At 69.1% G+C, this 21,718-nt stretch carries 14 protein-coding genes, 2 rRNA genes, 1 pseudogene and 1 riboswitch; of the genes and pseudogenes, 3 read left to right on the top strand and 14 right to left on the bottom strand.

All coding sequences use genetic code 11. The features are described from left to right. Window positions 1-71: 71 nt before the first annotated feature. A complete protein-coding gene (gene gcvP, locus F7Q99_RS24775; protein ID WP_153464884.1) occupies window positions 72-2,972 on the bottom strand; it encodes an aminomethyl-transferring glycine dehydrogenase in 2,901 nt (966 codons plus the stop codon). 238 nt (window positions 2,973-3,210) lie between these two features. Next, window positions 3,211-3,314: riboswitch (glycine riboswitch) on the bottom strand. A 224-nt stretch (window positions 3,315-3,538) separates the two neighbouring features. Between gcvP and F7Q99_RS43245 the strand changes: the two are divergent. The 3 genes and pseudogenes from F7Q99_RS43245 to F7Q99_RS24765 all read left to right on the top strand — a co-directional run bounded on the left by F7Q99_RS43245 (window position 3,539) and on the right by F7Q99_RS24765 (window position 6,325). After that, a pseudogene (locus tag F7Q99_RS43245) lies at window positions 3,539-4,020 on the top strand (PRC-barrel domain-containing protein). Next, window positions 4,007-4,627 (top strand): YsnF/AvaK domain-containing protein, encoded by a 621-nt coding sequence (locus F7Q99_RS24770; protein WP_407697831.1) that lies wholly within the window; start codon window positions 4,007-4,009, stop codon window positions 4,625-4,627. The pseudogene F7Q99_RS43245 and the gene F7Q99_RS24770 overlap by 14 nt, the downstream one beginning before the upstream one ends. 210 nt (window positions 4,628-4,837) lie before the next feature. Further along, entirely contained in the window at window positions 4,838-6,325 is a 1,488-nt protein-coding gene (locus tag F7Q99_RS24765; RefSeq protein WP_326847080.1) for an MFS transporter, read from the top strand. A gap of 144 nt (window positions 6,326-6,469) precedes the next feature. Here F7Q99_RS24765 and F7Q99_RS24760 read toward each other — a convergent pair whose 3' ends face one another. The 13 genes from F7Q99_RS24760 to F7Q99_RS24700 all read right to left on the bottom strand — a co-directional run bounded on the left by F7Q99_RS24760 (window position 6,470) and on the right by F7Q99_RS24700 (window position 21,620). Further along, window positions 6,470-7,918, bottom strand: a complete 1,449-nt coding sequence (locus F7Q99_RS24760; protein ID WP_326847079.1) for a DNA polymerase IV — start codon at window positions 7,916-7,918, stop codon at window positions 6,470-6,472. Between the two features lie 47 nt (window positions 7,919-7,965). Next, complete coding sequence (locus F7Q99_RS24755; RefSeq protein ID WP_326847078.1) at window positions 7,966-8,694, bottom strand: SanA/YdcF family protein; 729 nt, start codon at window positions 8,692-8,694, stop codon at window positions 7,966-7,968. 93 nt (window positions 8,695-8,787) lie between these two features. Continuing rightward, window positions 8,788-9,432, bottom strand: a complete 645-nt coding sequence (locus F7Q99_RS24750) for a MerR family transcriptional regulator (RefSeq protein WP_153464876.1) — start codon at window positions 9,430-9,432, stop codon at window positions 8,788-8,790. Window positions 9,433-9,655: 223 nt separating this feature from the next. Then, on the bottom strand, window positions 9,656-10,132 hold the full coding sequence (locus F7Q99_RS24745) for a bifunctional nuclease family protein (protein ID WP_030062493.1): 477 nt from the start codon (window positions 10,130-10,132) through the stop codon (window positions 9,656-9,658). Between the two features lie 74 nt (window positions 10,133-10,206). Further along, window positions 10,207-10,905 carry a transcriptional regulator FtsR gene (gene ftsR, locus F7Q99_RS24740; RefSeq protein WP_153466597.1) on the bottom strand — a complete coding sequence of 233 codons (699 nt, stop codon included), beginning with the start codon at window positions 10,903-10,905 and terminating at the stop codon, window positions 10,207-10,209. A 173-nt stretch (window positions 10,906-11,078) separates the two neighbouring features. After that, window positions 11,079-11,621, bottom strand: coding sequence for an FHA domain-containing protein (locus F7Q99_RS43720; protein WP_407697830.1), 543 nt, complete (start codon window positions 11,619-11,621; stop codon window positions 11,079-11,081). Window positions 11,622-12,192: 571 nt separating this feature from the next. Further along, window positions 12,193-13,308 carry a DUF881 domain-containing protein gene (locus tag F7Q99_RS43240; RefSeq protein WP_326847077.1) on the bottom strand — a complete coding sequence of 372 codons (1,116 nt, stop codon included), beginning with the start codon at window positions 13,306-13,308 and terminating at the stop codon, window positions 12,193-12,195. Between the two features lie 58 nt (window positions 13,309-13,366). Continuing rightward, a complete protein-coding gene (locus tag F7Q99_RS24725) occupies window positions 13,367-13,699 on the bottom strand; it encodes a small basic family protein (protein ID WP_030062488.1) in 333 nt (110 codons plus the stop codon). Next, a complete protein-coding gene (locus F7Q99_RS24720; protein ID WP_326847076.1) occupies window positions 13,696-14,769 on the bottom strand; it encodes a DUF881 domain-containing protein in 1,074 nt (357 codons plus the stop codon). Before F7Q99_RS24720 ends, F7Q99_RS24725 begins: the two co-directional genes overlap by 4 nt. 189 nt (window positions 14,770-14,958) lie before the next feature. Then, on the bottom strand, window positions 14,959-17,454 hold the full coding sequence (locus F7Q99_RS24715; RefSeq protein WP_153464872.1) for a mannose-1-phosphate guanyltransferase: 2,496 nt from the start codon (window positions 17,452-17,454) through the stop codon (window positions 14,959-14,961). Window positions 17,455-17,593: 139 nt separating this feature from the next. Continuing rightward, window positions 17,594-18,214 (bottom strand): CDP-alcohol phosphatidyltransferase family protein, encoded by a 621-nt coding sequence (locus tag F7Q99_RS24710; protein ID WP_326847075.1) that lies wholly within the window; start codon window positions 18,212-18,214, stop codon window positions 17,594-17,596. A gap of 97 nt (window positions 18,215-18,311) precedes the next feature. Continuing rightward, a 5S ribosomal RNA gene (rrf, locus tag F7Q99_RS24705) occupies window positions 18,312-18,428 on the bottom strand. Between the two features lie 72 nt (window positions 18,429-18,500). Continuing rightward, window positions 18,501-21,620, bottom strand: a 23S ribosomal RNA gene (locus tag F7Q99_RS24700). Window positions 21,621-21,718 lie beyond the last annotated feature (98 nt).

Genomic DNA, 21,718 nt, shown 5'->3' with positions numbered 1-21,718 from the left:
GCACGGGCAGGGCCCCGGCGGAAGTTCCGCCGGGGCCCTGCCGTCTGACTGTCGCCGCGTCGGCGAACGGGTCAGACGCCGTACTCGTCCAGCGGCGGGCAGGAGCAGACCAGGTTGCGGTCGCCGTACGCGCCGTCGATCCGGCTGACCGGCGGCCAGTACTTGTCCGCCGGGTTCACGCCCGCCGGGAAGACCGCCTCCTGCCGCGAGTAGCCGTGCGCCCAGTCGCCGGCCAGCTCGGCGGCGGTGTGCGGGGCGTTGCGCAGCGGGTTGTCGTCGGCCGCCCACTCGCCCGAGCCGACCTTGTCGATCTCGGCCCGGATCTCGATCATCGCGTCGCAGAACCGGTCAATCTCGTGCAGGTCCTCGGACTCGGTCGGCTCGATCATCAGCGTGCCGGCCACCGGGAAGGACATCGTCGGCGCGTGGAAGCCGTAGTCGATCAGGCGCTTGGCGATGTCGTCCACCGTCACGCCCGTCTCCTTGGTGAGCGGACGCAGGTCGATGATGCACTCGTGCGCGACCAGCCCGCCCGGGCCGGTGTAGAGCACCGGGAAGTGCGGCGCCAGCCGCTTGGCGATGTAGTTGGCGTTCAGCACCGCGACCTGGGTCGCGTGCTTGAGGCCCTCCCCGCCCATCAGCCGGACGTACGCCCAGGAGATCGGCAGGATGGCGGCCGAGCCCCACGGCGCGGCCGAGATCGGGCCGACACCGGTGGCCGGGCCGGCCTCCGCCTGCAGCGGGTGGTTCGGCAGGTACGGCGCCAGGTGGGCGCGCACCGCGACCGGGCCGACGCCCGGGCCGCCGCCGCCGTGCGGGATGCAGAAGGTCTTGTGCAGGTTCAGGTGCGAGACGTCCGCGCCGAACTTGCCCGGCTTGGCGAGGCCGACCAGGGCGTTCAGGTTGGCACCGTCCACGTACACCTGGCCGCCGGCCTCGTGCACCAGGCCGCAGATCTCGGTGATCTGGGTCTCGTACACGCCGTGGGTGGACGGGTAGGTCACCATCAGCACGGCGAGGCTGTCGCGGTGCTGCTCGATCTTGGCCTTCAGGTCCTCGACGTCCACGTCGCCGTCGACCAGGGTCTTCACCACGACCACCCGCATGCCGGCCATCACGGCGGAGGCCGCGTTGGTGCCGTGCGCGGAGGACGGGATCAGGCAGACGTCGCGCTGGGTGTCGCCGTTGGCGTGGTGGTAGGCGCGGACGGCCAGCAGACCGGCCAGCTCGCCCTGCGAACCGGCGTTCGGCTGGATCGAGACGGCGTCGTAGCCGGTCACCTCGACCAGCTGCTGCTCCAGCTGGCGGATCAGGGTGAGGAAGCCCTGGGCCTGCTCGATCGGCGCGAACGGGTGCAGCTGGCCGAACTCCGGCCAGGTCACCGGCTCCATCTCGGTGGTCGCGTTGAGCTTCATGGTGCAGGAGCCCAGCGGGATCATGCCGCGGTCCAGCGCGTAGTCCCGGTCCGACAGGCGGCGCAGGTAGCGCAGCATGGCGGTCTCCGAGCGGTGGCTGTGGAAGACCGGGTGGGTCAGGTACTCGTCCTCGCGCAGCAGCGCGGCGGGCAGCGCGTCGGCCGTCTCGGCGACCTCGACGGCGGGCACGCCGAAGGCGGCCCAGACGCCGGCCAGGTGCTCGCGGGTGGTGGTCTCGTCGGTGGAGACGGAGATCCGGTCCGCGCCGTCCTCGTGGACGTTGATGCCGTTGGCGCGGGCGGCGGCGGCGATCTCGGCGGCGCGGCCCGGGACGACGGCGGTGACGGTGTCGAAGAACTCGCCGTGCAGCAGCTCGACGCCACCGGCCCGCAGGCCCTCGGCGAGGGCGGCCGCGTAGCGGTGGGTGCGGCGGGCGATGTCGGCCAGGCCGTCCGGGCCGTGGTACACGGCGTACATCGAGGCCATGACGGCGAGCAGCACCTGGGCGGTGCAGATGTTGCTGGTGGCCTTCTCCCGGCGGATGTGCTGCTCGCGGGTCTGCAGCGCCAGACGGTAGGCGCGGTTGCCGTCCGCGTCGACGGAGACGCCGACCAGGCGGCCGGGCAGCGAGCGGGCGTACTCGGCGCGCACCGACAGGTAGCCGGCGTGCGGGCCACCGAAGCCCATCGGCACGCCGAACCGCTGCGAGGTGCCGCAGGCGATGTCGGCACCCAGCGAGCCGGGCGACTTGAGCAGGGTCAGCGCCAGCAGGTCGGCGGCGACCGCGACGATCGCGCCGAGACCGTGGGCCTGCTCGATGACCGGGGTGAGGTCGCGCACGACGCCGGTGGCGCCCGGGTACTGCAGCAGCACGCCGAAGACGCCGCGCTCGGCGATCTCGGCCGGGATGCCCTCGGACAGGTCGGCGACGACGACCTCGACACCGGTCGGCACCGCGCGAGTGTTGATCACCGCGACGGTCTGCGGCAGGGTCTCGGCGTCGATCAGGAAGACGCCGCCCTTGACCTTGGTGACGCGGCGGGCCAACGCCATCGCCTCGGCGGCCGCGGTGCCCTCGTCGAGCAGCGAGGAGCCGGAGGTCGGCAGGCCGGTCAGGTCGGAGACCAGGGTCTGGAAGTTGAGCAGCGCCTCCAGGCGGCCCTGCGAGATCTCCGGCTGGTACGGGGTGTACGCGGTGTACCAGGCCGGGTTCTCCAGGACGTTGCGCAGGATCACCGGCGGGGTGAAGGTGCCGTAGTAGCCCAGGCCGATCATCGGCTGGAGCACCTGGTTGCGGCCGGCCAGCTCGCGCAGCTCGGCGATGACCTCGGCCTCGCTGCGGCCGGCGGGCAGGTCCAGGCCGGTGATGGAGCGGATCGCCTCGGGCACGGCGGTGGCGGCGAGCTCGTCCAGCGAGCCGAAGCCGACCTGGGCCAGCATCTTCTCCCGCGCGGAGGCGTCGGGGCCGATGTGGCGGTTCTCGAAGGGGCTGGCCTGCTCGAGCTCGGTGAGGGTCACGGAGCCGCTCGGGCGTCCCGCGTTCGGCTGGGCGTTCATGGTGGTCGAGGCCTCCTGGTCACGGACCGGCGGGGGTACGCACGCCGGCCGGCCTTCGCCGCTGCGGACAGCGGATCGACCCGGGCGGGCGAACCCGACAGGCCTCCCCCTCTGTCATCGGGACCTGAGAGCTTCACCCGCGCGGTGCGCTGTCGGCGCCCCGCCGGCTTGCACCGTCGGTGAGGGTGGTGGCCGTCGGCTCCCTCGCCGGCGGTCCTGCCCTGCTTTCCAGAGTGACCTACCCCACACGGTACGGATGCCTGAGAGATTCCGGGGAGGAGTTGCTCCTTCGGCGCCCCGACCAGCGGTTTCCGCCGTCGGGGACTCTCCCGAGCGGGCTCGGCGGTCGCCGCCCAGGGTACCAGCGGGAGCCCGCTCGATCACGGGTGCTTCAGGTCACTCGGGGTCTACGCGCGTACCCCGGACGGCCCAGCGCGCAGCCCGTCCGGCGGCACCCCGCTCGCGACCGTGCGGTTGATGCCTTTTGGTGTGAGGAGGCGGACGGGACGGGTGCCCCGGCCGCCGTCGTGCGGGAGTTCCGCAGTCGCAGCGCGCTGGAGGAAAGAGTGCAGACCGATATCGACCCTCGGGACCTCATCGGCCACAAGGCGGTCGACCGCAACGGAGACAAGATCGGCACGGTCGACGAGGTGTACCTGGACGACGCCACCGGCCAGCCCGAGTGGGCCGCCGTGCGCACCGGCATCTTCGGCCGGGACGCCTTCGTCCCGCTGACGACGAGCGAGTTCTCCGGCGATGAGCTTCGAGTGCCGTACGACAAGTCGTTGGTGAAGGAGTCGCCGGACTTCGGCGTCGGCCAGCACCTGTCGCCCGCCCAGGAGCTCCAGCTCTACCGCTACTACGGCCTCGACACCCCGGTGAACGGTCGGCCGGCGAACGGCGCCGGCGAGCCCCGGCAGCCCGATCTCGACTTCGGCACCACGCCGGCGGCCGTACCCGCGAAGCCGCTCGCCTCCCGCTCCCCGGATCCCGCTCCGAAGCCCGAGCCCACCGCGACCGCCAAGGAAGCCGACGTGCGAACCCCTAACACCTCCGCGCCGGCCGCCGCCGCGGCGGCGACCACACCTCCCGCCGCTGCTCCCACCGTCGAGCCGAAGCCCCAGGCCGCCGCCCCGACGACGACCACGCTCCCCGACGCCGCCCCCTCCGTCGAGCCGAAGCCCCGGGCTGCCGCCGCGCCCGCCGCCGGCCCCGGCTCCTCGGCCCCGAGCGGCCCGGTCGAGATCACCTGCCGCGAGGAGCGGCTGGACATCACCACCGAATGGCGCGTCCTGGGCACCGCGAAGCTGCGCAAGTACGTGACGAGCGAGCAGGTCGAGCGCCGCGTCCCGGTGGTCCGCGAACGCGCCCGGGTGGAGCGGATGCCGGTCACCGAGGCGGAGCGGGCCGCGCTCACCGAGAAGGACGTCGCCGAGGCGGTGGAGGAGGTCACCCTGCGCGAGGAGCGCCCGGTGGTCCGCAAGTACCTCGCCCCGGTCGAGCGCGTCCGCCTGGTCGTCGAGCGCTACACCACCGAGGAGGTGATCCGGGACGAACTCCGCCGCGAACACGTCGAGGTCCACGACAACACCCCGCCCGCGCCGTCCTCGGCCCACGACACCTCCCGTCCCGCCTCCGTGAAGCCGCTCCCCTGACCTGCGCCCCGAGGACCCCGGCCATCCCGGCCGGGGTCCTTCGTGTACCCCCAACGCTTCCCCGTGCCGAGGCCTCCGCCAACCTCCCGCGGCCGCAGGCGCCCCGTTCCTCCCCCTTTGCCAAAGCTTAACCGCTCGATATTTGACATGCTGAAGTATCTCCCTGCATGGTTATTTCAGTTCATTCACTATGTACGGGAGGAAGCAACCGTGAGTGAGGCACCACAGCCCACCACCGCGGCCGAGAAGCAGAGCAGCGCCCGGGTCCTGCCGGCCCTCATCCTGGCGATGCTGTCGTTCAGCGTGGTGCAGACCGCGGTCGTCCCGATCCTGCCCTCGCTGGCCAAGGAGCTGAGCGTCTCCGCGTCCAGCATCACCTGGCTGATGACCGCCAACCTGCTGTCCGCCGCCGTGCTGACTCCCCTGCTGGGCCGCTTCGGCGACCTCCGGGGCCGTAAGCCGATGCTGCTGATCTCGCTGGCCGGTCTGGTCGCCGGTTCGGCGCTGGCCGTCAGCACCCACTCCTTCACCTGGCTGGTCGTCGCCCGCGTCCTCCAGGGCGCCGGCGGTGGCGTGATGCCGCTGGCGATCAGCATCGTCCGCGACGAGCTGCCCAAGCAGAAGGTGACCGGCGGCGTCGCCGCCATCAGTGCCTCGATGGGCGTCGGCTCCGGCCTCGGTCTGGTCGCCACCGGTCTCCTGCTGGAGCACTGGAACTACAAGTCGATCTTCTGGATGGGCCTGATCTTCGGCCTGCTCGCGGTCGCCCTGGTCGCCGTCCGCGTGCCCACCGACCCGGTCACCGACAAGGAGGGCGGCGCCGACCCGCTCGGCGCGCTCACCCTCGCCGGCTGGCTCTCCGCCCTGCTGGTGGCGGTCAGCCAGGGCAACAACTGGGGCTGGACCTCCACCAGGACCCTCGGCCTGTTCGCCGTCGCCGCCGTGGTCGCCCTGATCTGGGGCGTCATCGAGGTCAAGGTCGCGCACCCGCTGGTGGACATGAAGATGATGGCCCGCCCGGCCGTCGCCTTCACCAACCTGTCCGGCCTGCTGATCGGCTTCGGCATGTACGGCTCCTTCATGGTGATCAGTAACTTCGCCCAGACGCCCGAGAAGCTCGCCCACTACGGCTTCACCGCCACCGTGCTGCACGCCGGCATCATGCTGCTGCCGTCCGCGATCGGCTCGATGGTGGCCGCTCCGCTCGGCGCCCTGCTGATCGCCCGCCGCGGCCCCCGTCTGCCGCTGGTCCTCGGCGGTGTCCTCGGCGCCGTCGCCATGGCCTACCTGGCCCTGCGCCACAGCCACGAGGGCGACATCTACACCGCCTCCGCGATCTTCGGCCTCGGCATCGGCCTCGCCTTCTCCGCGATGCCGGCCTACATCAACGGCGCCGTCCCGGTCGAGCAGAGCGGCATCGCCAATGGCATGAACTCCGTGCTCCGCACCGTCGGTGGCGCGATCGGCACCGCCGTCATGGCCGCCATCCTGACCGGCGACACCATGAAGCTCCCGATCAAGATCCCGGTGCTGCTGCCCACCCTGGACGCGTACAAGCACGCGTTCTGGACCGCGGCCGTCGTCTGCATCGTCGCCGGCGCCGTGCCGTTCCTGATCCGCAGCATCAAGCCGGCCACCGTCGTCACCGCCGGTGCCGAGCAGAACTCCAGCCCTGAGCTGGTCAAGACCGACGCCTGACGAGGCGTCCGCCCCCGCGCTCAGGGACAGGGCGCGGGGGCCCGGACTTCGCACGGTCGAGAGGGCATCGCGACCGTCCGAGGCCCGGCCCGCAACGCGGCCCCACCCGGTACTCCCCTTCCGGATGGGGCCGCTTCGCGTTCCTCAGCCCTCCTGGGCCGAGTCCGCCGAGTCCCCGTCCGCAGAGTCCCCGGGGTCCGCGGGGTCCCCCTGGTCACCGCCGCCCCAGTCCTCGCCCTCACGCAGCGGCAGTGGCCGGGCCGGCTCCAGCGCCGGATCGTCCACCGCGAAGGTCCGCACCCGCCCCGGCTCGCTCCACGGCATCTCGAACCGGACGGTGACCCGCCCGACGCCGCTCCCCTGCACCCACCCCGGCCCGTACTCCGTGTGGCGGACGTCCTGCCCGGGCAGCCAGCGCCGCAACACCGGCGCCTCGGGCTCCTCCCCGGCCGCCTCGCCCTCCTCCGCCTCGTGCTCGGCGGCGGCCTCCTCCCGGACGGCCTGGGCGAACAGGTCCTCCTGCGTGTAGTCGGCGAGCTGCGAGACGCCGACGCCGAGCAGCCGCACCCCGCCGGTGATGTCCACCTGGGAGGCCAGCCGGCGCGCGGTCTCGGTGATCACCGTCTCGTCGTCCGTCGGCCCGCGCAGGGTCTCCGACCGGGTCAGCGTCGAGAAGTCGAAGCGGCGGACCTTGAGCACCACCGTCCGCCCGGAGCGCCCGGCCGCCCGCAGCCGCCGTACGCACCGGGCGGCCAGCACTTCCACCTCGCGCAGCACGCGTTCCCGGTCGGCGAGGTCCACCTCGAAGGTGTCCTCCACCGACACCGACTTGGCGTCCTGGTCGGCCACCACGGGCCGGTCGTCCAGTCCTATCGACATCTGGTGGACCCCGATGCCGTGCGCCCGCCCCAACAGCTGGACGAGCTCGACCTCCCCCGCGGCGGCGAGGTCGGCCACCGTGTTCAGCCCGGCCCGCCGCAGCACCTGCTCGGTGGCCGGCCCGATCCCGGGCAGCGCCCGCACCGGCATCGGGCCGAGGACGGCCCGCTCCTGACCGGGTTCGACCAGCACCAGCCCGTCCGGCTTGGCCTGCTCCGAGGCGATCTTCGCCATCAGCTTGGACCCGGCCGCCCCGACCGACCCGGTCAGCCCGGTGCGCCGCTGGATGTCGGCCCGCAGGTCCTCCGCGAGCGCGAGCACCAGCCGCTCGCCGGTCTCGTGGTCGGCCTCGGCCAGCACCGGGCCGTACGGTCCGGCCTCCAGATCGATGAAGGCCTCGTCCAGGCTGAGCGGCTGCACGAGCGGCGACAGCTCCCGCAGCAGGCTCATCACGATCTCGCTGACCTGCCGGTAGGCCTCGAACCGCCCGGCCAGGAACGCCGCGTTCGGGCAGAGCCGGCGCGCCTGCGCCGTGGGCATCGCCGAGTGCACCCCGAACTTCCGCGCCTCGTACGAGGCCGTGGAGACCACCCCGCGCACGCCGATCCCGCCGACGATCACCGGCTTGCCGCGCAGGCTCGGCTTGGCCGCCTGCTCCACCGCCGCGAAGAAGGCGTCCATGTCGAGATGGAGGATGCTCGGCAGTGATCGCACCCGCCGATCATGCCGTACGGGTCCGACAGTACGTGCGAACCCGGCCGCTACCGCTTCGACGCCTGGGCCTGCGCCAGCGCCTTGGGGATGCCCTCCTCCTTGGGCCCGAGGAACACCGGGTCCGGCCGCAGCCAGGCGTTGATCGCCGCCTTGCCCGCCCCCGGGATCTCCCGCAGGCCGCCGTACAGCCACGTCTCGTCGTGCAGCTCCGGCACCCACACCGCGTACGACCGGATGCCCGCCGCCTCGCACAGCGCCAGCGCCCGCCGGACGTGGAAGTCCTGGCTCACCAGGACCGCACGGTCCACCCCGAAGACGCGGTGCGCCCGGGTGCAGGAGTCCCAGGTGGTGAAGCCCGCGTAGTCCCGGACCACCCGCCCCTCCGGCACCCCGTGCTCGGTCAGGTAGCGGAACATCGCGTCGGGCTCGCTGTACTCCGTCCGCCCGTTGTCCCCGGTCACCAGGATCGCCTGGACCTTCCCCTCCCGGTACAGGTCCAGCGCCGCCACCAGCCGGTGCTCCAGGTACGGCGTCGGCCTGCCCTGGTCCAGCCCGGCGCCGAAGACCACCGCCACCGGCGCGGCCGGAGCGGACTCCACCGTGCCCACCCGGTCCCCCGCCGACAGCCACAGCCAGGCCATCGGCGCCAGCGCCACCGAACAGCAGAGGACGGCCAGTTGGTAGATCCTGCGCTGCGTCCGCCGCTGCCGCAGCCGGACGCCCCACTGCCCCGCCCGACGCCGTATCAGGCCCGCTATACCGGAGCCGAACCTCACGTACCCTCCCAAGATCGGTCTACCAGGCACCACGACGAGGCCGCGGGCCCGGACGGTTCCCCGTCCGGGCCCGCGGCCTCGTCAGTTCGGTACCTAGACCGCCCGGTTGCGGCGCTGGGCCAGCTCGTCCGCCGGGTCGTGCCCGACCAGCGTCTCGCCGGTGTCGGTCCGCTCGGCGTGCAGCCGCCCGAGGGCCAGCTCCAGCTCCTGCCAGACAGCGCCCACAGCGATGCCGAACACGCCGTGACCACCCTTCAGCAGGTCGACCACCTGCTGCGCCGTGGTGCACTCGTAGACCGTCGCACCGTCGCACATGAGCGTCAGCCCGGTCAGATCGGCCTGGTCGGCGGACTGCAGATGCGCGACCGCCACCCGGATGTTCTGCAGCGAGACACCCGCGTCGAGCAACCGCTTCACGATCTTGAGCAGCAGGATGTCGCGGAAGCTGTACAGCCGCTGGCTGGTCGCCGGGTAGGCGGAGCGGACGCTGGGCTCCAGCAACCCGGTGCGGGCCCAGTAGTCCAGCTGGCGGTACGTGATGCCGGCCGCCGCGCAGGCCGTCGGGCCCCGGTAGCCGATGAGTTCGGACGTCGGCGTCAGCCGCTCGATGGCCGGCTGGCCCGGCTGCACGGCCGGGAACCGGGTCAACCGGGGCAGGTCCGTCACGGTGCGAGCAGTGCGCGGCACGTGCACGGCGCACAGGCCTCCCACGGCCGTGTCATCGCCGGTACTGCTCATGCCTACCTCCGTCCAGTCGCGTTGCGGGCAACCCGGACTGGGGGCGTCGGGCACCCGGGCAACCACTCCTGACGGTAGGCAGTCCCCTATGACCCGTCAACGATCGCCACGCCGGGCCAGACAAACCAGATCACTCAGGAGAGTGGTTTTTCGTGCCCCTAGTGTGGGTAGACGGACGGCTTTTGGCAAAACGACGACTCGGCCGGTGCGCCGGCCGTCCGCGCTACTGCGGACCACCGCCCCCGAAGTCCTCGGGCGACACCTGGTCGAGGAACTCGCGGAACTTCTCGACCTCGTCCTCCTGCTCGTCCGGGATGGCGATCCCCGCCTCGGCGAGCACCTCCTCGCTCCCGTAGATCGGCGTGCCGGTTCGCAGCGCCAGCGCTATCGCGTCGGACGGCCGGGCACTCACCTCGACCCCGCCGGCGAAGACCAGCTCGGCGTAGAAGACACCCTCCCGCAGATCCGTGATCCGTACTTCGGTGAGCTGCTGGCCCAGCGCCTCCAGGACGTCCTTGAACAGGTCGTGCGTCAGCGGGCGCACCGGCGTCATGCCCTGCTGGGCGAAGGCGATCGCGGTCGCCTCGCCGGGGCCGATCCAGATCGGCAGGTAGCGATCGCCCCCCACCTCCCGCAGCAGCACGATCGGCTGGTTGGAAGGCATCTCCACCCGGACACCCACGACGTCGAGCTCATTCACACAGGCAACCCTATGGCTCCGGCAGCGGATATGAAAGCGCAGAGCGGACGCCGCTGGTCAGCGCGGTGCGAGGGCTACGGACGGCTCCGCAGACCGGCCTGGACCATGGCCGCGTGCAGCCGGACGGACAGGGTGGCGAGCTCCCGGGCGGTGGCCTCGGCATGGGCCCTGGTCTGCGGGTTCCGGTGCCGGCGCAGCGGCGCCACCACCTGCTCGACCAGCGCGATCTCCCGCTCGGCGGCGGCCTTCATGGCCCGCAGGTGCCGCGGTTGCAGCCCGTACCGGCCGAGCTCCGAGACCAGCCGGGCCACCTGCAGCGCCTCGCCGTCGAACCCGCCGTCCGGCCCTGGCGCGACCAGCCCGTACGACTCCCACTCGGCCAGCTCGCTCTCGCCCGCCTCGGCGGCGGCCAGCAGCTCGGCCCGGCCCAGCCGGACCCCGGACGTGCCCTCGGCGGAGACACCCAGCTCCCGGTCCGCCTCCTCCAGCGGCCCCGGCCTCGCGTCCGCGGACGGCGGCAGCGCGGGCGGGCTCTCCCCGCGCTCGATCGCGTCCAGGTGCTCGCGGATCACCCGCAGTGGCAGGTAGTGGTCGCGCTGCATCCGCAGCACGTACGCCAGCCGCTCGACGTCGGCCGGACTGAACTTGCGGTACCCCGAGGGCGTGCGCTGCGGCTCGACCAGCCCCTCCGCCTCCAGGAACCTGATCTTGGAGATGGTGACCTCGGGGAAGTCGTCGCGCAGGAAGGCCAGCACCGCGCCGATGCTCAGCAGTTCCTCGCCGCCGCGCCGCCCGCCCGCCGGCCGCTCCGGGCGGAACGGCTGCCTGGGGCCCGCGACCACCCCGCGCCCGTTCCGGTCCGACTGCTGACCGGAGGACGCGGGGGTGGCCGCCCCGAGAGATGAAGGAATGTTCTTGCTCACTCGGGCTCCTGCCGACGTTGGGTTCAGTACCCCCGGTTGTGGCCGGCGAAGAAGACCAGCCGGTACTTCCCGATCTGCACCTCGTCGCCGTTGTTCAGCGGCACCTCGTCGATCCGCTCGCGGTTGACGTAGGTGCCGTTGAGGCTGCCCACGTCCGCCACGCTGAAGCCGGCCGGCGTGCGGCGGAACTCCACGTGCCGCCGGGAGACCGTCACGTCGTCCAGGAAGATGTCGCCCTGCGGGTGACGGCCCGCGGTGGTGACGTCCGCGTCCAGCAGGAACCGGCTGCCGGAGTTCGGGCCGCGCTGCACGATCAGCAGGGCCGAGCCCGGCGGCAGCGCGTCGATCGCCGACAGCACCTCGGCCGACAGGGCCGGCGTGGCGCCGGTGCCGGTCGTGGTGTTCGGGTCGTACGACTCCAGGCCGGAGATGGAGATGGTCGACGTGGTCTCCGCCGCCCCCTCGGGCAGCGCGCCGCCGCGCAGCGCCGTACCGCAGTTGGAACAGAAGCGGGCCGAGGCCGGGTTCTGGTTACCGCACCTGGGGCACGGAATGGGGCCAGCCATGTTCACAGCCTCCTGGCGCGGCACACCCGACGGGTTGTGCCCGGCGTACGGTTCCGGGGCAAACCCTCCACCAGAGGTTGAGGGTCCCGACTGGAAACCTATGCGCGGGTCGCCGGAAGGGGCAACCGACGCGCCGTAGCCCGCCGGATTCCCCGTGAACTGGGCGCCGCCGTCGCGGAACAGCTGGCGTTCGGCATACTCCGGCGCCTCGGGAGCGGGGCGCATGCCCGGCACGGCGGGCTCGTCGTCGGACCGGCGATGGCGCGCGGTCTGTGCCTCGACGACCTCGTTCTGGTCCTTGTTACGACCGAACAACTTCGAGAAGAAACTCACGGGCGAATCCCCTTGCGTGTGACAGACCCGCCCGCGGGGCAGGGTGAGAACCTCGGACAGGCTGCGGGCCCGGTCGTGGATCGGGCCGGCTGGAGTGGTACTCCGACGGTTGGTGCGGCAGTTGGTGCGGCGAATGGTGCTCCGATACGTGCTGGTATGAACCAGTCTCGCCCACGCCACGGCGGCGCCCCGCACCGGGTGCCGGCCGCACGTGACGGACCGTTGGCCAGGTGCCCCGTCACTTCGGAGCCGACTTGGCGTACTGCGGCGTCTTCAGATCGACGAGGGCGTCGACGACGACCTTCTGCTGGGGGGTGATCGTCGCCCGCGCCTGATGACTCTCCAGGGTGCGGACCACACCTCCCGGGATGTTCAGCGCGGGCGTCAGGTCCTGCGGGTTCCCCACGACCGTGAAGCGGTAGGGCTGCGAGACCTTCTTGCCGTCGATCTGCACACCGCCGCCCGACACGTCCGTGAAGTAGGTGTTGACCACCACGCGCACGTCGTTGATCTGAATCGCCTCCGCCCCCGCTGCTCGGAGTTCCTGCAGGGTGTCCAGCAGCATATCTGCCTTCACCTGCCCTTGGGGATCATCGACAGTGAGTACGATGCCCGGACCTGTGGCTTTGACGGTACCGGCGAGCACGCCGAGTTCCGTCGTCTTCTTCCTGGTCTGCTCCTGGGCCTCCTTGGCCTGGTTGGAGCTGTTCTCCAACTTGGCCAGGGACTGTTCCAGCTCCGCCTTCTCCTGTTGGAGACGCTGCTGACGGCCGTCCAGTTCGTCGAGGATCCGAACCAGGTCCTCCTGACGGGCGCCGCGCAGCTGGCTGTGGTGGTCGTTGGTCGAGCGCACCTGGATGGCCAGGCCCAGGCCGAGCGAGAACAGCAGCAGCGCCACCACCAGCTGCCCGCGCGACAGGCGCGGCGGCCAGAGCGCGGCCTTCAGGCGCCGCCGCCCGGCGTTCCGGTCCACGACGGGCTCGGGTTCGGGTTCGGGCTCGGGCTCCGGCTCGAGCTCCGGCTCGGCCTTCGCCGCAGGCTCCTCCGCGGGCGCCACCCCAAGCGGAGCCTCAGACTTCGCCGGCTGCTCCTCAGACTTCGCCGGCCCGTCCTCGGGCTCCTCGGCCTCGCCGGCCTCCTCGCCCTCCTCAGGCGTCCCGGGCTCCTCGGTCTCCGGCTCCTCGGTCTCGGACTCCCCGCTCTCAGGCTCTACGGGCTTCTCGGCAGCCTTCGGCTCCGGCGCCGGCTCCTCCGCCTCGACCTCGACGTCCGCCTCTTCCGGGTGGTTCTCGCGCTCCTTGTCCGGCTCGTTCACCGGTACCTCGGCAGCCTCCTCCGCGCCGTCCTTCCGCACGCTCTCTCCAGCCCGTCGGTCCAGCTTCACTTCCTCCGCCGCCGCCCCGCGGCCCGGCTCAGGCACGGAAGACATGGCGCCGGATCGCTGCCGCGTTGGAGAAGATGCGGATGCCGAGGACGACGACCACACCGGTGGACAGCTGCGAGCCGACGCCCAGCTGGTCGCCGAGGAAGACGATCAGCGCCGCGACCACAACGTTCGACAGGAACGACACGATGAACACCTTGTCGTTGAAGATCCCGTCCAGCATCGCCCGGACACCGCCGAACACGGCGTCCAGCGCCGCCACCACCGCGATCGGCAGGTACGGCACGACGGCGTCCGGCACCTCGGGCTGGACGAAGAGCCCGACGACCACCCCGATCACGAGACCCAGTACGGCAATCACGGTCTAGCTGCTCCTGTCCCTGAGGTGGTCTTGGCGGTTCGGTTCGGCGACCGCCGCCCGGGGCTCGAACTGCCGCCGGTCGCGGACGGTGAAACGGACGCGCTCGGGCTCTCCGAGGTTCCGGGCATGGCCGACGGGATCGAAGACGGGGTCGCGGACGGGACGGCCGACGGGGTCGCAGACGGCGAGGGCTCGGGCGTGGCGGGCTGGGCGGTCCGGAGCGTCACACCCACCGCCGCCGGCAGCGTCAGCTTCTTCTGCGCCGAGAGCGTCGACTTGATGCCGTACTTCTCCTGGAGCAGCCGCAGGTACTGCCCGGCCATGTCGTTCTCGAAGGCGGTGAGGAGCTTCGACCCGTCCCCGATCGCCTGGATGGTGTACGGCGGGACCAGCGGCCGGTTGTCCACCAGCACCGCCTCGCCCGCGGCCCGGATCGCCGACAGCGCGGTCAGCCGCTGCCCGTTGATCGAGATGGCCTCCGCGCCGCACCCCCAGAGCCCGTTCACCACCAGCTGGAGGTCCCGGTCCCGCAGGCGGCCGCTGTTGGAGAAGCCCTGCCCGGCCCGCGGATCGACGTTTCCTCCGCCGCCCGTTCCGGCGGCGTCCTCCAGGACGAGCTTCACGCCCGGTCCCGTGACCTCCCCGAGGCCCACCGCGCCGGTCAGCCCGTCCCCGCCCTCGTCGCCCGAGGGGAGCGCCTGTCGCTGCGCGTTGTCGACCTTCTGCCGCAGGTCCTGAACCTGCTGCTGCAGGTGGTCGGCCGAGCCGTTGCTGTCGTTGATCCGGTGGATCAACGCGTCCCGCTCCTTGGCGAGCGTCGGCTCCGCCTTGTGCGCGTTGACCGCGCCGAGCGTCACCACGGCCCCGACCAGGGCCAGCCCGGCGCCCAGCGTGAGCAGGCCCCGGACCGTCCCGGGTATCCGGCTGTCGTGCTCACCGCCCCGCGCCGCGGCCGCCTCGGCGTAACCCTCGTCCAGGCTGTGATCCATCACGTTGGTCAGCAAGGACATCGAGGCGTCCGGACGGTTGTACCGTCCGTTCCTGGCACTCGGCGTCGGCGTCGCTGGCATGCGGACCATCGTCCCACGTCGGCGAAAGGCCTCGTGCACGCCCCCTGAGCTGCGCACACGACCGAAAGCAGCGGATCGTATCAAATAGTGCGAAATCGGACTGCAGGGCGCACGAACCATGCCGCGCGCCCCGCAGTCGTCGTTGTCCCGTGCCGGGATCTGGTGTCGGGATTTCGGTGCCGGGCCGCGTCACCGCCCGGCGCTGTCGACCACCGCCGCCCACTCGTCCAGCAGTGCCTCGGTCGCCTCGTCGTCCGGCCCTTCCGCCCACAGGTGGGTGACCGCCTCGGCTGGGTCCGGCAGGACCAGCGTCCAGCGTCCGTCCGCCTCGACGACCCGGACGCCGTCCGTGGTGTCCAGCCGCCGGGTTCCGGCCGCCTCCACCACCGAACGCATCACCATGCCCTTGGCCGCCCACGGTGTGGCGATGTCCCGCCGCCGGATGTGCGCCTGCGGGATGCGTGCGTCGATCTGGCTCAGCGTGAGCTGGGTCCGCGCCACCAGGCCGACCAGTCGGACGAACGCCGCGGCCCCGTCGAGCACCCCGCTGAACTCCGGCACGACGAACCCGCCGCGGCCGTCCCCGCCGAACACCGTGCCCTCGGCCGAGGCCGCCTTCGCGAGGTCGTCCGGCGTCGTCGTGGTCCAGATGACCTGGGTGCCGTGGTACGCGGCCACCTGCTCGGCGATCCGGGTCGTGGTCACCGGCAGCGCCACCTGCCCGCTCCGCCGCTCGGCCGCGACCAGGTCCAGCAGCACCAGCAGCGCCCGGTCGTCGTCGATCACCCGACCCTGCTCGTCGACGAACGCGACGCGCTCGCCGACCGGGTCGAACCGGACGCCGAAGGCCGCCCGGGACGACGCCACCAGCTCTCCGAGCCGGGCCAGCCCGGCCCGCCGCTCCTCCGCGTCCTCCGTCGGCCGCGCCTCGTCCAGCCCGCTGGAGACGGTCAGCGCCTCCACCCCGAGCCGCCCGAGGATGCTCGGCAGGACGAGCCCCGCGCTGCCGTGCGCGGTGTCCACGACCACCTTCAGACCGGCCTCGCGGACCCCGGTGGTGTCGACGGTCCGCAGCAGGTTGCCCGCGTACGAGTCGAAGACACTGGACGGGAAGGTGAGGTCCCCGATCTCGCCGGGGAATGCTCGCCGGTACTCCTGGCGCGCGTACACGCGGTCCAGCTTTCGCTGCCCGGCCTGCGAGAGGTCGGCCCCGCGCTCGTCGAAGAACAGGATGTCCAGCGAGTCCGGCACCCCGGGCGTGGTCCGCAGGAAGATCCCGCCCGCACTCCCCCGCGCCGTGTGCTGCCGGGCCACCGGCATGGGCACGTTCTCGAGGTCGCGGACGTCGATCGCGGACGTCTGGAGCGCCGAGATCATCGCCCGTTTGAGTGCACGCGCACCACGCGAGTGGTCACGCGCAATGGTGACGGTCGCCCCCTTCTTCAGCGTCGTCGCGTACGCGCCGGCCAGCCGCACGGCCAGCTCGGGGGTGATCTCGACGTTCAGGATGCCCGACACGCCGCGGAGACCGAACAGGTGCTCCTGGCCGCGGGACTCCCAGATCACCGAGGTGTTGACGACGGCGCCGGCCTCGATGGTCTTGAACGGGTAGACCCGGACGTTGGCCCCGATGATCGACTCCTCGCCGATCAGGCATTCGTCCCCGATCACCGCGCCGTCCTCGATCCGCGCGGCCCGCATCACGTCGGTGTTCTTGCCGACCACGCAGCCGCGCAGGTTGCTCTGCGGCCCCACGTAGACGTTGTCGTGGACGACCGACCTGTGGAGGAAGGCGCCACGTTTGACGACCACGTTGCTGCCCAGCACGGTGTGCTCGCGGATCTCGGCGCCGGCCTCGACCTTGGCGTAGTCCCCGATGTACAGCGGCCCGCGCAACACGGCCTCCGGGTCCACTTCGGCACCCTCGGCCACCCACACGCCCGGCGAGATCTCGAACCCGTCGATCTCGACCTCGACCTTGCCCTCCAGGACGTCCGCCTGGGCCTTGCCATAGCTCTCGTGGGTGCCCACGTCCTCCCAGTAACCCTCGGCGACGTAGCCGTAGACCCGCTTGCCCTCCTTCAACAACTGCGGGAACACGTCACTCGACCAGTCGACGGACTCGCCTGCGGCGACGTAGTCGAAGACCTCGGGCTCCATCACGTAGATACCGGTGTTCACCGTGTCCGAGAAGACCTGTCCCCAGGTCGGCTTCTCCAGGAACCGCTCGACCCGCCCGTCGTCATCGGTGATCGTGATACCGAACTCCAGGGGGTTCGGCACCCTGGTGAGGCAGACCGTGACCAGCGCGTTCTTACTGCGATGAAACTCGATCAATTCCGAGAGATTGAAGTCGGTCAGCGCGTCACCGGAGATCACCAGAAAGGAATCGTCCTTGAGCGCGTCCTCGGCGTTCTTGACACTTCCCGCAGTGCCGAGTGGCGTCTCCTCGTGGGCATAGGTCAGATTCATGCCCAGGTCCTCGCCGTCACCGAAGTAGTTCTTGACCAGTGACGCCAGGAACTGGACGGTGACGACGGTGTCGGAGAGGCCGTGCCGCTTCAGCAGCCGCAGCACGTGCTCCATGATCGGCCTATTGGCCACCGGAAGCAGTGGCTTCGGCATGCTGGAGGTCATCGGGCGGAGTCGGGTGCCTTCGCCCCCTGCCATTACGACGGCTTTCATTACGGGTGCGTCCTCCTTCGCGGTGGTGGACCTGCAGGACCATCAAACCGTTCCAGAGGGTTCTCTACCCGGAAGGTATCGTCCGACGCACCGAGGCGTCGTGGGACTTCTCTCAGATCACGTCTCGAACCGTGGACTCTCAGACAGTGGACGCGGACCCCGCGGAGCTCGCCCGGATGATCTGCCGGGCCTGAACCGCGTAGAGAATGGCGGCCCACCAGTACAGCGTGGTCCCCCACCAGATGAACGCCCAGCTCACCACCTCGGCCGGCCGCGCGATCCAGGTGTCCCCGCTGCCGAGCAGGAGGAGCGGGAACGCGTACATCAGATTGAAGGTCGCGGCCTTGCCCAGAAAACTCACCTGCAACGGCCCGTAGCCGTACCGGTTCAGAATGGGCAGCAGCGCGGTGATAAACGCCTCACGGGCCAGCAGGATCGCAGTGACCCACCACGGCAGAATCTCACGCCACGTCAACCCGACCAGCGTCGACAGCACATACAGGCGGTCGGCCAGCGGATCGAGCAGCTGCCCGACACGGCTGATCTGCCCCCACCGCCGGGCGAGCTTTCCGTCCAGGTAGTCACTGACCCCGCTCAGTGCCAGGATCAGCAGCGCCCAACCGTCGTTGTTGGGCCCGCCGAACACCGGCCACAGAATCAGCCAGAGAAAGAGCGGAACGCCGACCAGCCGGCCCATGCTCAGCAGGTTGGGGATGGTGAGGACGCGATCGGTCTGGACCCGCGTCTCCTGGACCTCCACCCGGGGTCCTCCTGTCCGTGCGATGACAATGCACATTGACCTTACAACAGAGAAGCCCCCGCCCGGTTCACCCGGCGGGGGCTTCTCTCGAAGAATTGTTCGGCGGCGTCCTACTCTCCCACAGGGTCCCCCCTGCAGTACCATCGGCGCTGTAAGGCTTAGCTTCCGGGTTCGGAATGTAACCGGGCGTTTCCCTCACGCTATGACCACCGAAACACTATGAAACTGTCCGACCCGCCGACAGGGCAGTCGTTGTTTCAGAACAACACAGTGGACGCGAGCAACTGAGGACAAGCCCTCGGCCTATTAGTACCGGTCAACTCCACCCCTCACAGGGCTTCCATATCCGGCCTATCAACCCAGTGGTCTACTGGGAGCCTTACCCTCTCAAGGAGGTGGGAGTGCTCATCTCGAAGCAGGCTTCCCGCTTAGATGCTTTCAGCGGTTATCCCTCCCGAACGTAGCCAACCAGCCATGCCCTTGGCAGAACAACTGGCACACCAGAGGTTCGTCCGTCCCGGTCCTCTCGTACTAGGGACAGCCCTTCTCAACACTCCTACGCGCACAGCGGATAGGGACCGAACTGTCTCACGACGTTCTAAACCCAGCTCGCGTACCGCTTTAATGGGCGAACAGCCCAACCCTTGGGACCTACTCCAGCCCCAGGATGCGACGAGCCGACATCGAGGTGCCAAACCATCCCGTCGATATGGACTCTTGGGGAAGATCAGCCTGTTATCCCCGGGGTACCTTTTATCCGTTGAGCGACGGCGCTTCCACAAGCCACCGCCGGATCACTAGTCCCTACTTTCGTACCTGCTCGACCCGTCAGTCTCACAGTCAAGCTCCCTTGTGCACTTACACTCAACACCTGATTGCCAACCAGGCTGAGGGAACCTTTGGGCGCCTCCGTTACCCTTTAGGAGGCAACCGCCCCAGTTAAACTACCCACCAGACACTGTCCCTGATCCGGATCACGGACCCAGGTTAGACATCCAGCACGACCAGAGTGGTATTTCAACGACGACTCCACAACAACTGGCGTTGCCGCTTCACAGTCTCCCACCTATCCTACACAAGCCGAACCGAACACCAATATCAAGCTATAGTAAAGGTCCCGGGGTCTTTCCGTCCTGCTGCGCGAAACGAGCATCTTTACTCGTAATGCAATTTCACCGGGCCTATGGTTGAGACAGTCGAGAAGTCGTTACGCCATTCGTGCAGGTCGGAACTTACCCGACAAGGAATTTCGCTACCTTAGGATGGTTATAGTTACCACCGCCGTTTACTGGCGCTTAAGTTCTCAGCTTCGCCCCACCGAAATGGAGCTAACCGGTCCCCTTAACGTTCCAGCACCGGGCAGGCGTCAGTCCGTATACATCGCCTTACGGCTTCGCACGGACCTGTGTTTTTAGTAAACAGTCGCTTCTCGCTGGTCTCTGCGGCCACCCCCAGCTCAAGCAGCAAGTGCTATCACCAGGAATGGCCCCCCTTCTCCCGAAGTTACGGGGGCATTTTGCCGAGTTCCTTAACCATAGTTCACCCGAACGCCTCGGTATTCTCTACCTGACCACCTGAGTCGGTTTGGGGTACGGGCCGCCATGAAACTCGCTAGAGGCTTTTCTCGACAGCATAGGATCATCCACTTCACCACAATCGGCTCGGCATCAGGTCTCAGACTATATGCAGGGCGGATTTGCCTACCCTGCGTCCTACACCCTTACCCCGGGACAACCACCGCCCGGGCTGGACTACCTTCCTGCGTCACCCCATCGCTCACCTACTACAGACTTGGATCAGCGGCTCCACCACTCCCCTTCACCCGAAGGATCCAGGACGGCTTCACGGCCTTAGCATCACCTGGTTCAGCGTTGGCGCTTCAAAGCGGGTACGGGAATATCAACCCGTTGTCCATCGACTACGCCTGTCGGCCTCGCCTTAGGTCCCGACTTACCCTGGGCAGATCAGCTTGACCCAGGAACCCTTGGTCAATCGGCGCAAGAGTTTCCCACTCTTGTATCGCTACTCATGCCTGCATTCTCACTCGTATACCGTCCACGACTGGTTTCCACCGCCGCTTCACCCGGCACACGACGCTCCCCTACCCATCACAGCCCCCGTTAGGAGTATTGCTGCAATGACACGACTTCGGTGATGTGCTTGAGCCCCGCTACATTGTCGGCGCGGAATCACTTGACCAGTGAGCTATTACGCACTCTTTCAAGGGTGGCTGCTTCTAAGCCAACCTCCTGGTTGTCTCTGCGACTCCACATCCTTTCCCACTTAGCACACGCTTAGGGACCTTAGTCGGTGTTCTGGGCTGTTTCCCTCTCGACCATGGAGCTTATCCCCCACAGTCTCACTGCCACGCTCTCACTTACCGGCATTCGGAGTTTGGCTAAGGTCAGTAACCCGGTAAGGCCCATCGCCTATCCAGTGCTCTACCTCCGGCAAGAAACACGTGACGCTGCACCTAAATGCATTTCGGGGAGAACCAGCTATCACGGAGTTTGATTGGCCTTTCACCCCTAACCACAGGTCATCCCCCAGGTTTTCAACCCTGGTGGGTTCGGTCCTCCACACGGTCTTACCCGCGCTTCAACCTGCCCATGGCTAGATCACTCCGCTTCGGGTCTTGGGCATGCAACTCAAACGCCCTATTCGGACTCGCTTTCGCTACGGCTACCCCACACGGGTTAACCTCGCTACACACCGCAAACTCGCAGGCTCATTCTTCAAAAGGCACGCAGTCACGGCCATGATCCGAAGACCACGACGACGCTCCCACGGCTTGTAGGCACACGGTTTCAGGTACTATTTCACTCCGCTCCCGCGGTACTTTTCACCATTCCCTCACGGTACTATCCGCTATCGGTCACTAGGGAATATTTAGGCTTAGCGGGTGGTCCCGCCAGATTCACACGGGATTTCTCGGGCCCCGTGCTACTTGGGAGATGAGCAAGCAAGCCGTACAGATTTCGTCTACGGGGGTCTTACCCTCTACGCCGGACCTTTCGCATGTCCTTCGACTACCCATACGGTTTCTGACTCGCCCAGCCGCCGGCAGACGACTGAAGCTCATTCCCACAACCCCGCATTGGCAACCCCTGCCGGGTCTCACACCAAAACGGTTTAGCCTCATCCAGTTTCGCTCGCCACTACTCCCGGAATCACGGTTGTTTTCTCTTCCTGCGGGTACTGAGATGTTTCACTTCCCCGCGTTCCCTCCACACTGCCTATGTGTTCAGCAGCGGGTGACAGCCCATGACGACTGCCGGGTTTCCCCATTCGGACACCCCCGGATCAAAGCTCGGTTGACAGCTCCCCGGGGCCTATCGCGGCCTCCCACGTCCTTCATCGGTTCCTAGTGCCAAGGCATCCACCGTGCGCCCTTAAAAACTTGGCCACAGATGCTCGCGTTCACTGTGCAGTTCTCAAACAACGACCAGTCACCCACCCTCAACAACCCAACCGGGCTGCCTCAAGTGAGGCCGGCAACCATGA

This window comes from Streptomyces kaniharaensis (assembly GCF_009569385.1).
Classification (GTDB): Bacteria; Actinomycetota; Actinomycetes; order Streptomycetales; family Streptomycetaceae; genus Kitasatospora; species Kitasatospora kaniharaensis.
This window is presented reverse-complemented; position numbering and strand designations above follow the sequence as displayed.

Excerpts from the sequence above, each read along its gene's own strand:
- gcvP (WP_153464884.1), bottom strand. The coding sequence starts at position 2,972 with ATGAACGCCCAGCCGAACGCGGGACGCCCGAGCGGCTCCGTGACCCTC.
- F7Q99_RS24750 (WP_153464876.1), bottom strand. The coding sequence starts at position 9,432 with ATGAGCAGTACCGGCGATGACACGGCCGTGGGAGGCCTGTGCGCCGTG.
- F7Q99_RS43720 (WP_407697830.1), bottom strand. The coding sequence starts at position 11,621 with ATGGCTGGCCCCATTCCGTGCCCCAGGTGCGGTAACCAGAACCCGGCC.
- F7Q99_RS24720 (WP_326847076.1), bottom strand. The coding sequence starts at position 14,769 with ATGCCAGCGACGCCGACGCCGAGTGCCAGGAACGGACGGTACAACCGT.
- F7Q99_RS24715 (WP_153464872.1), bottom strand. The coding sequence starts at position 17,454 with ATGAAAGCCGTCGTAATGGCAGGGGGCGAAGGCACCCGACTCCGCCCG.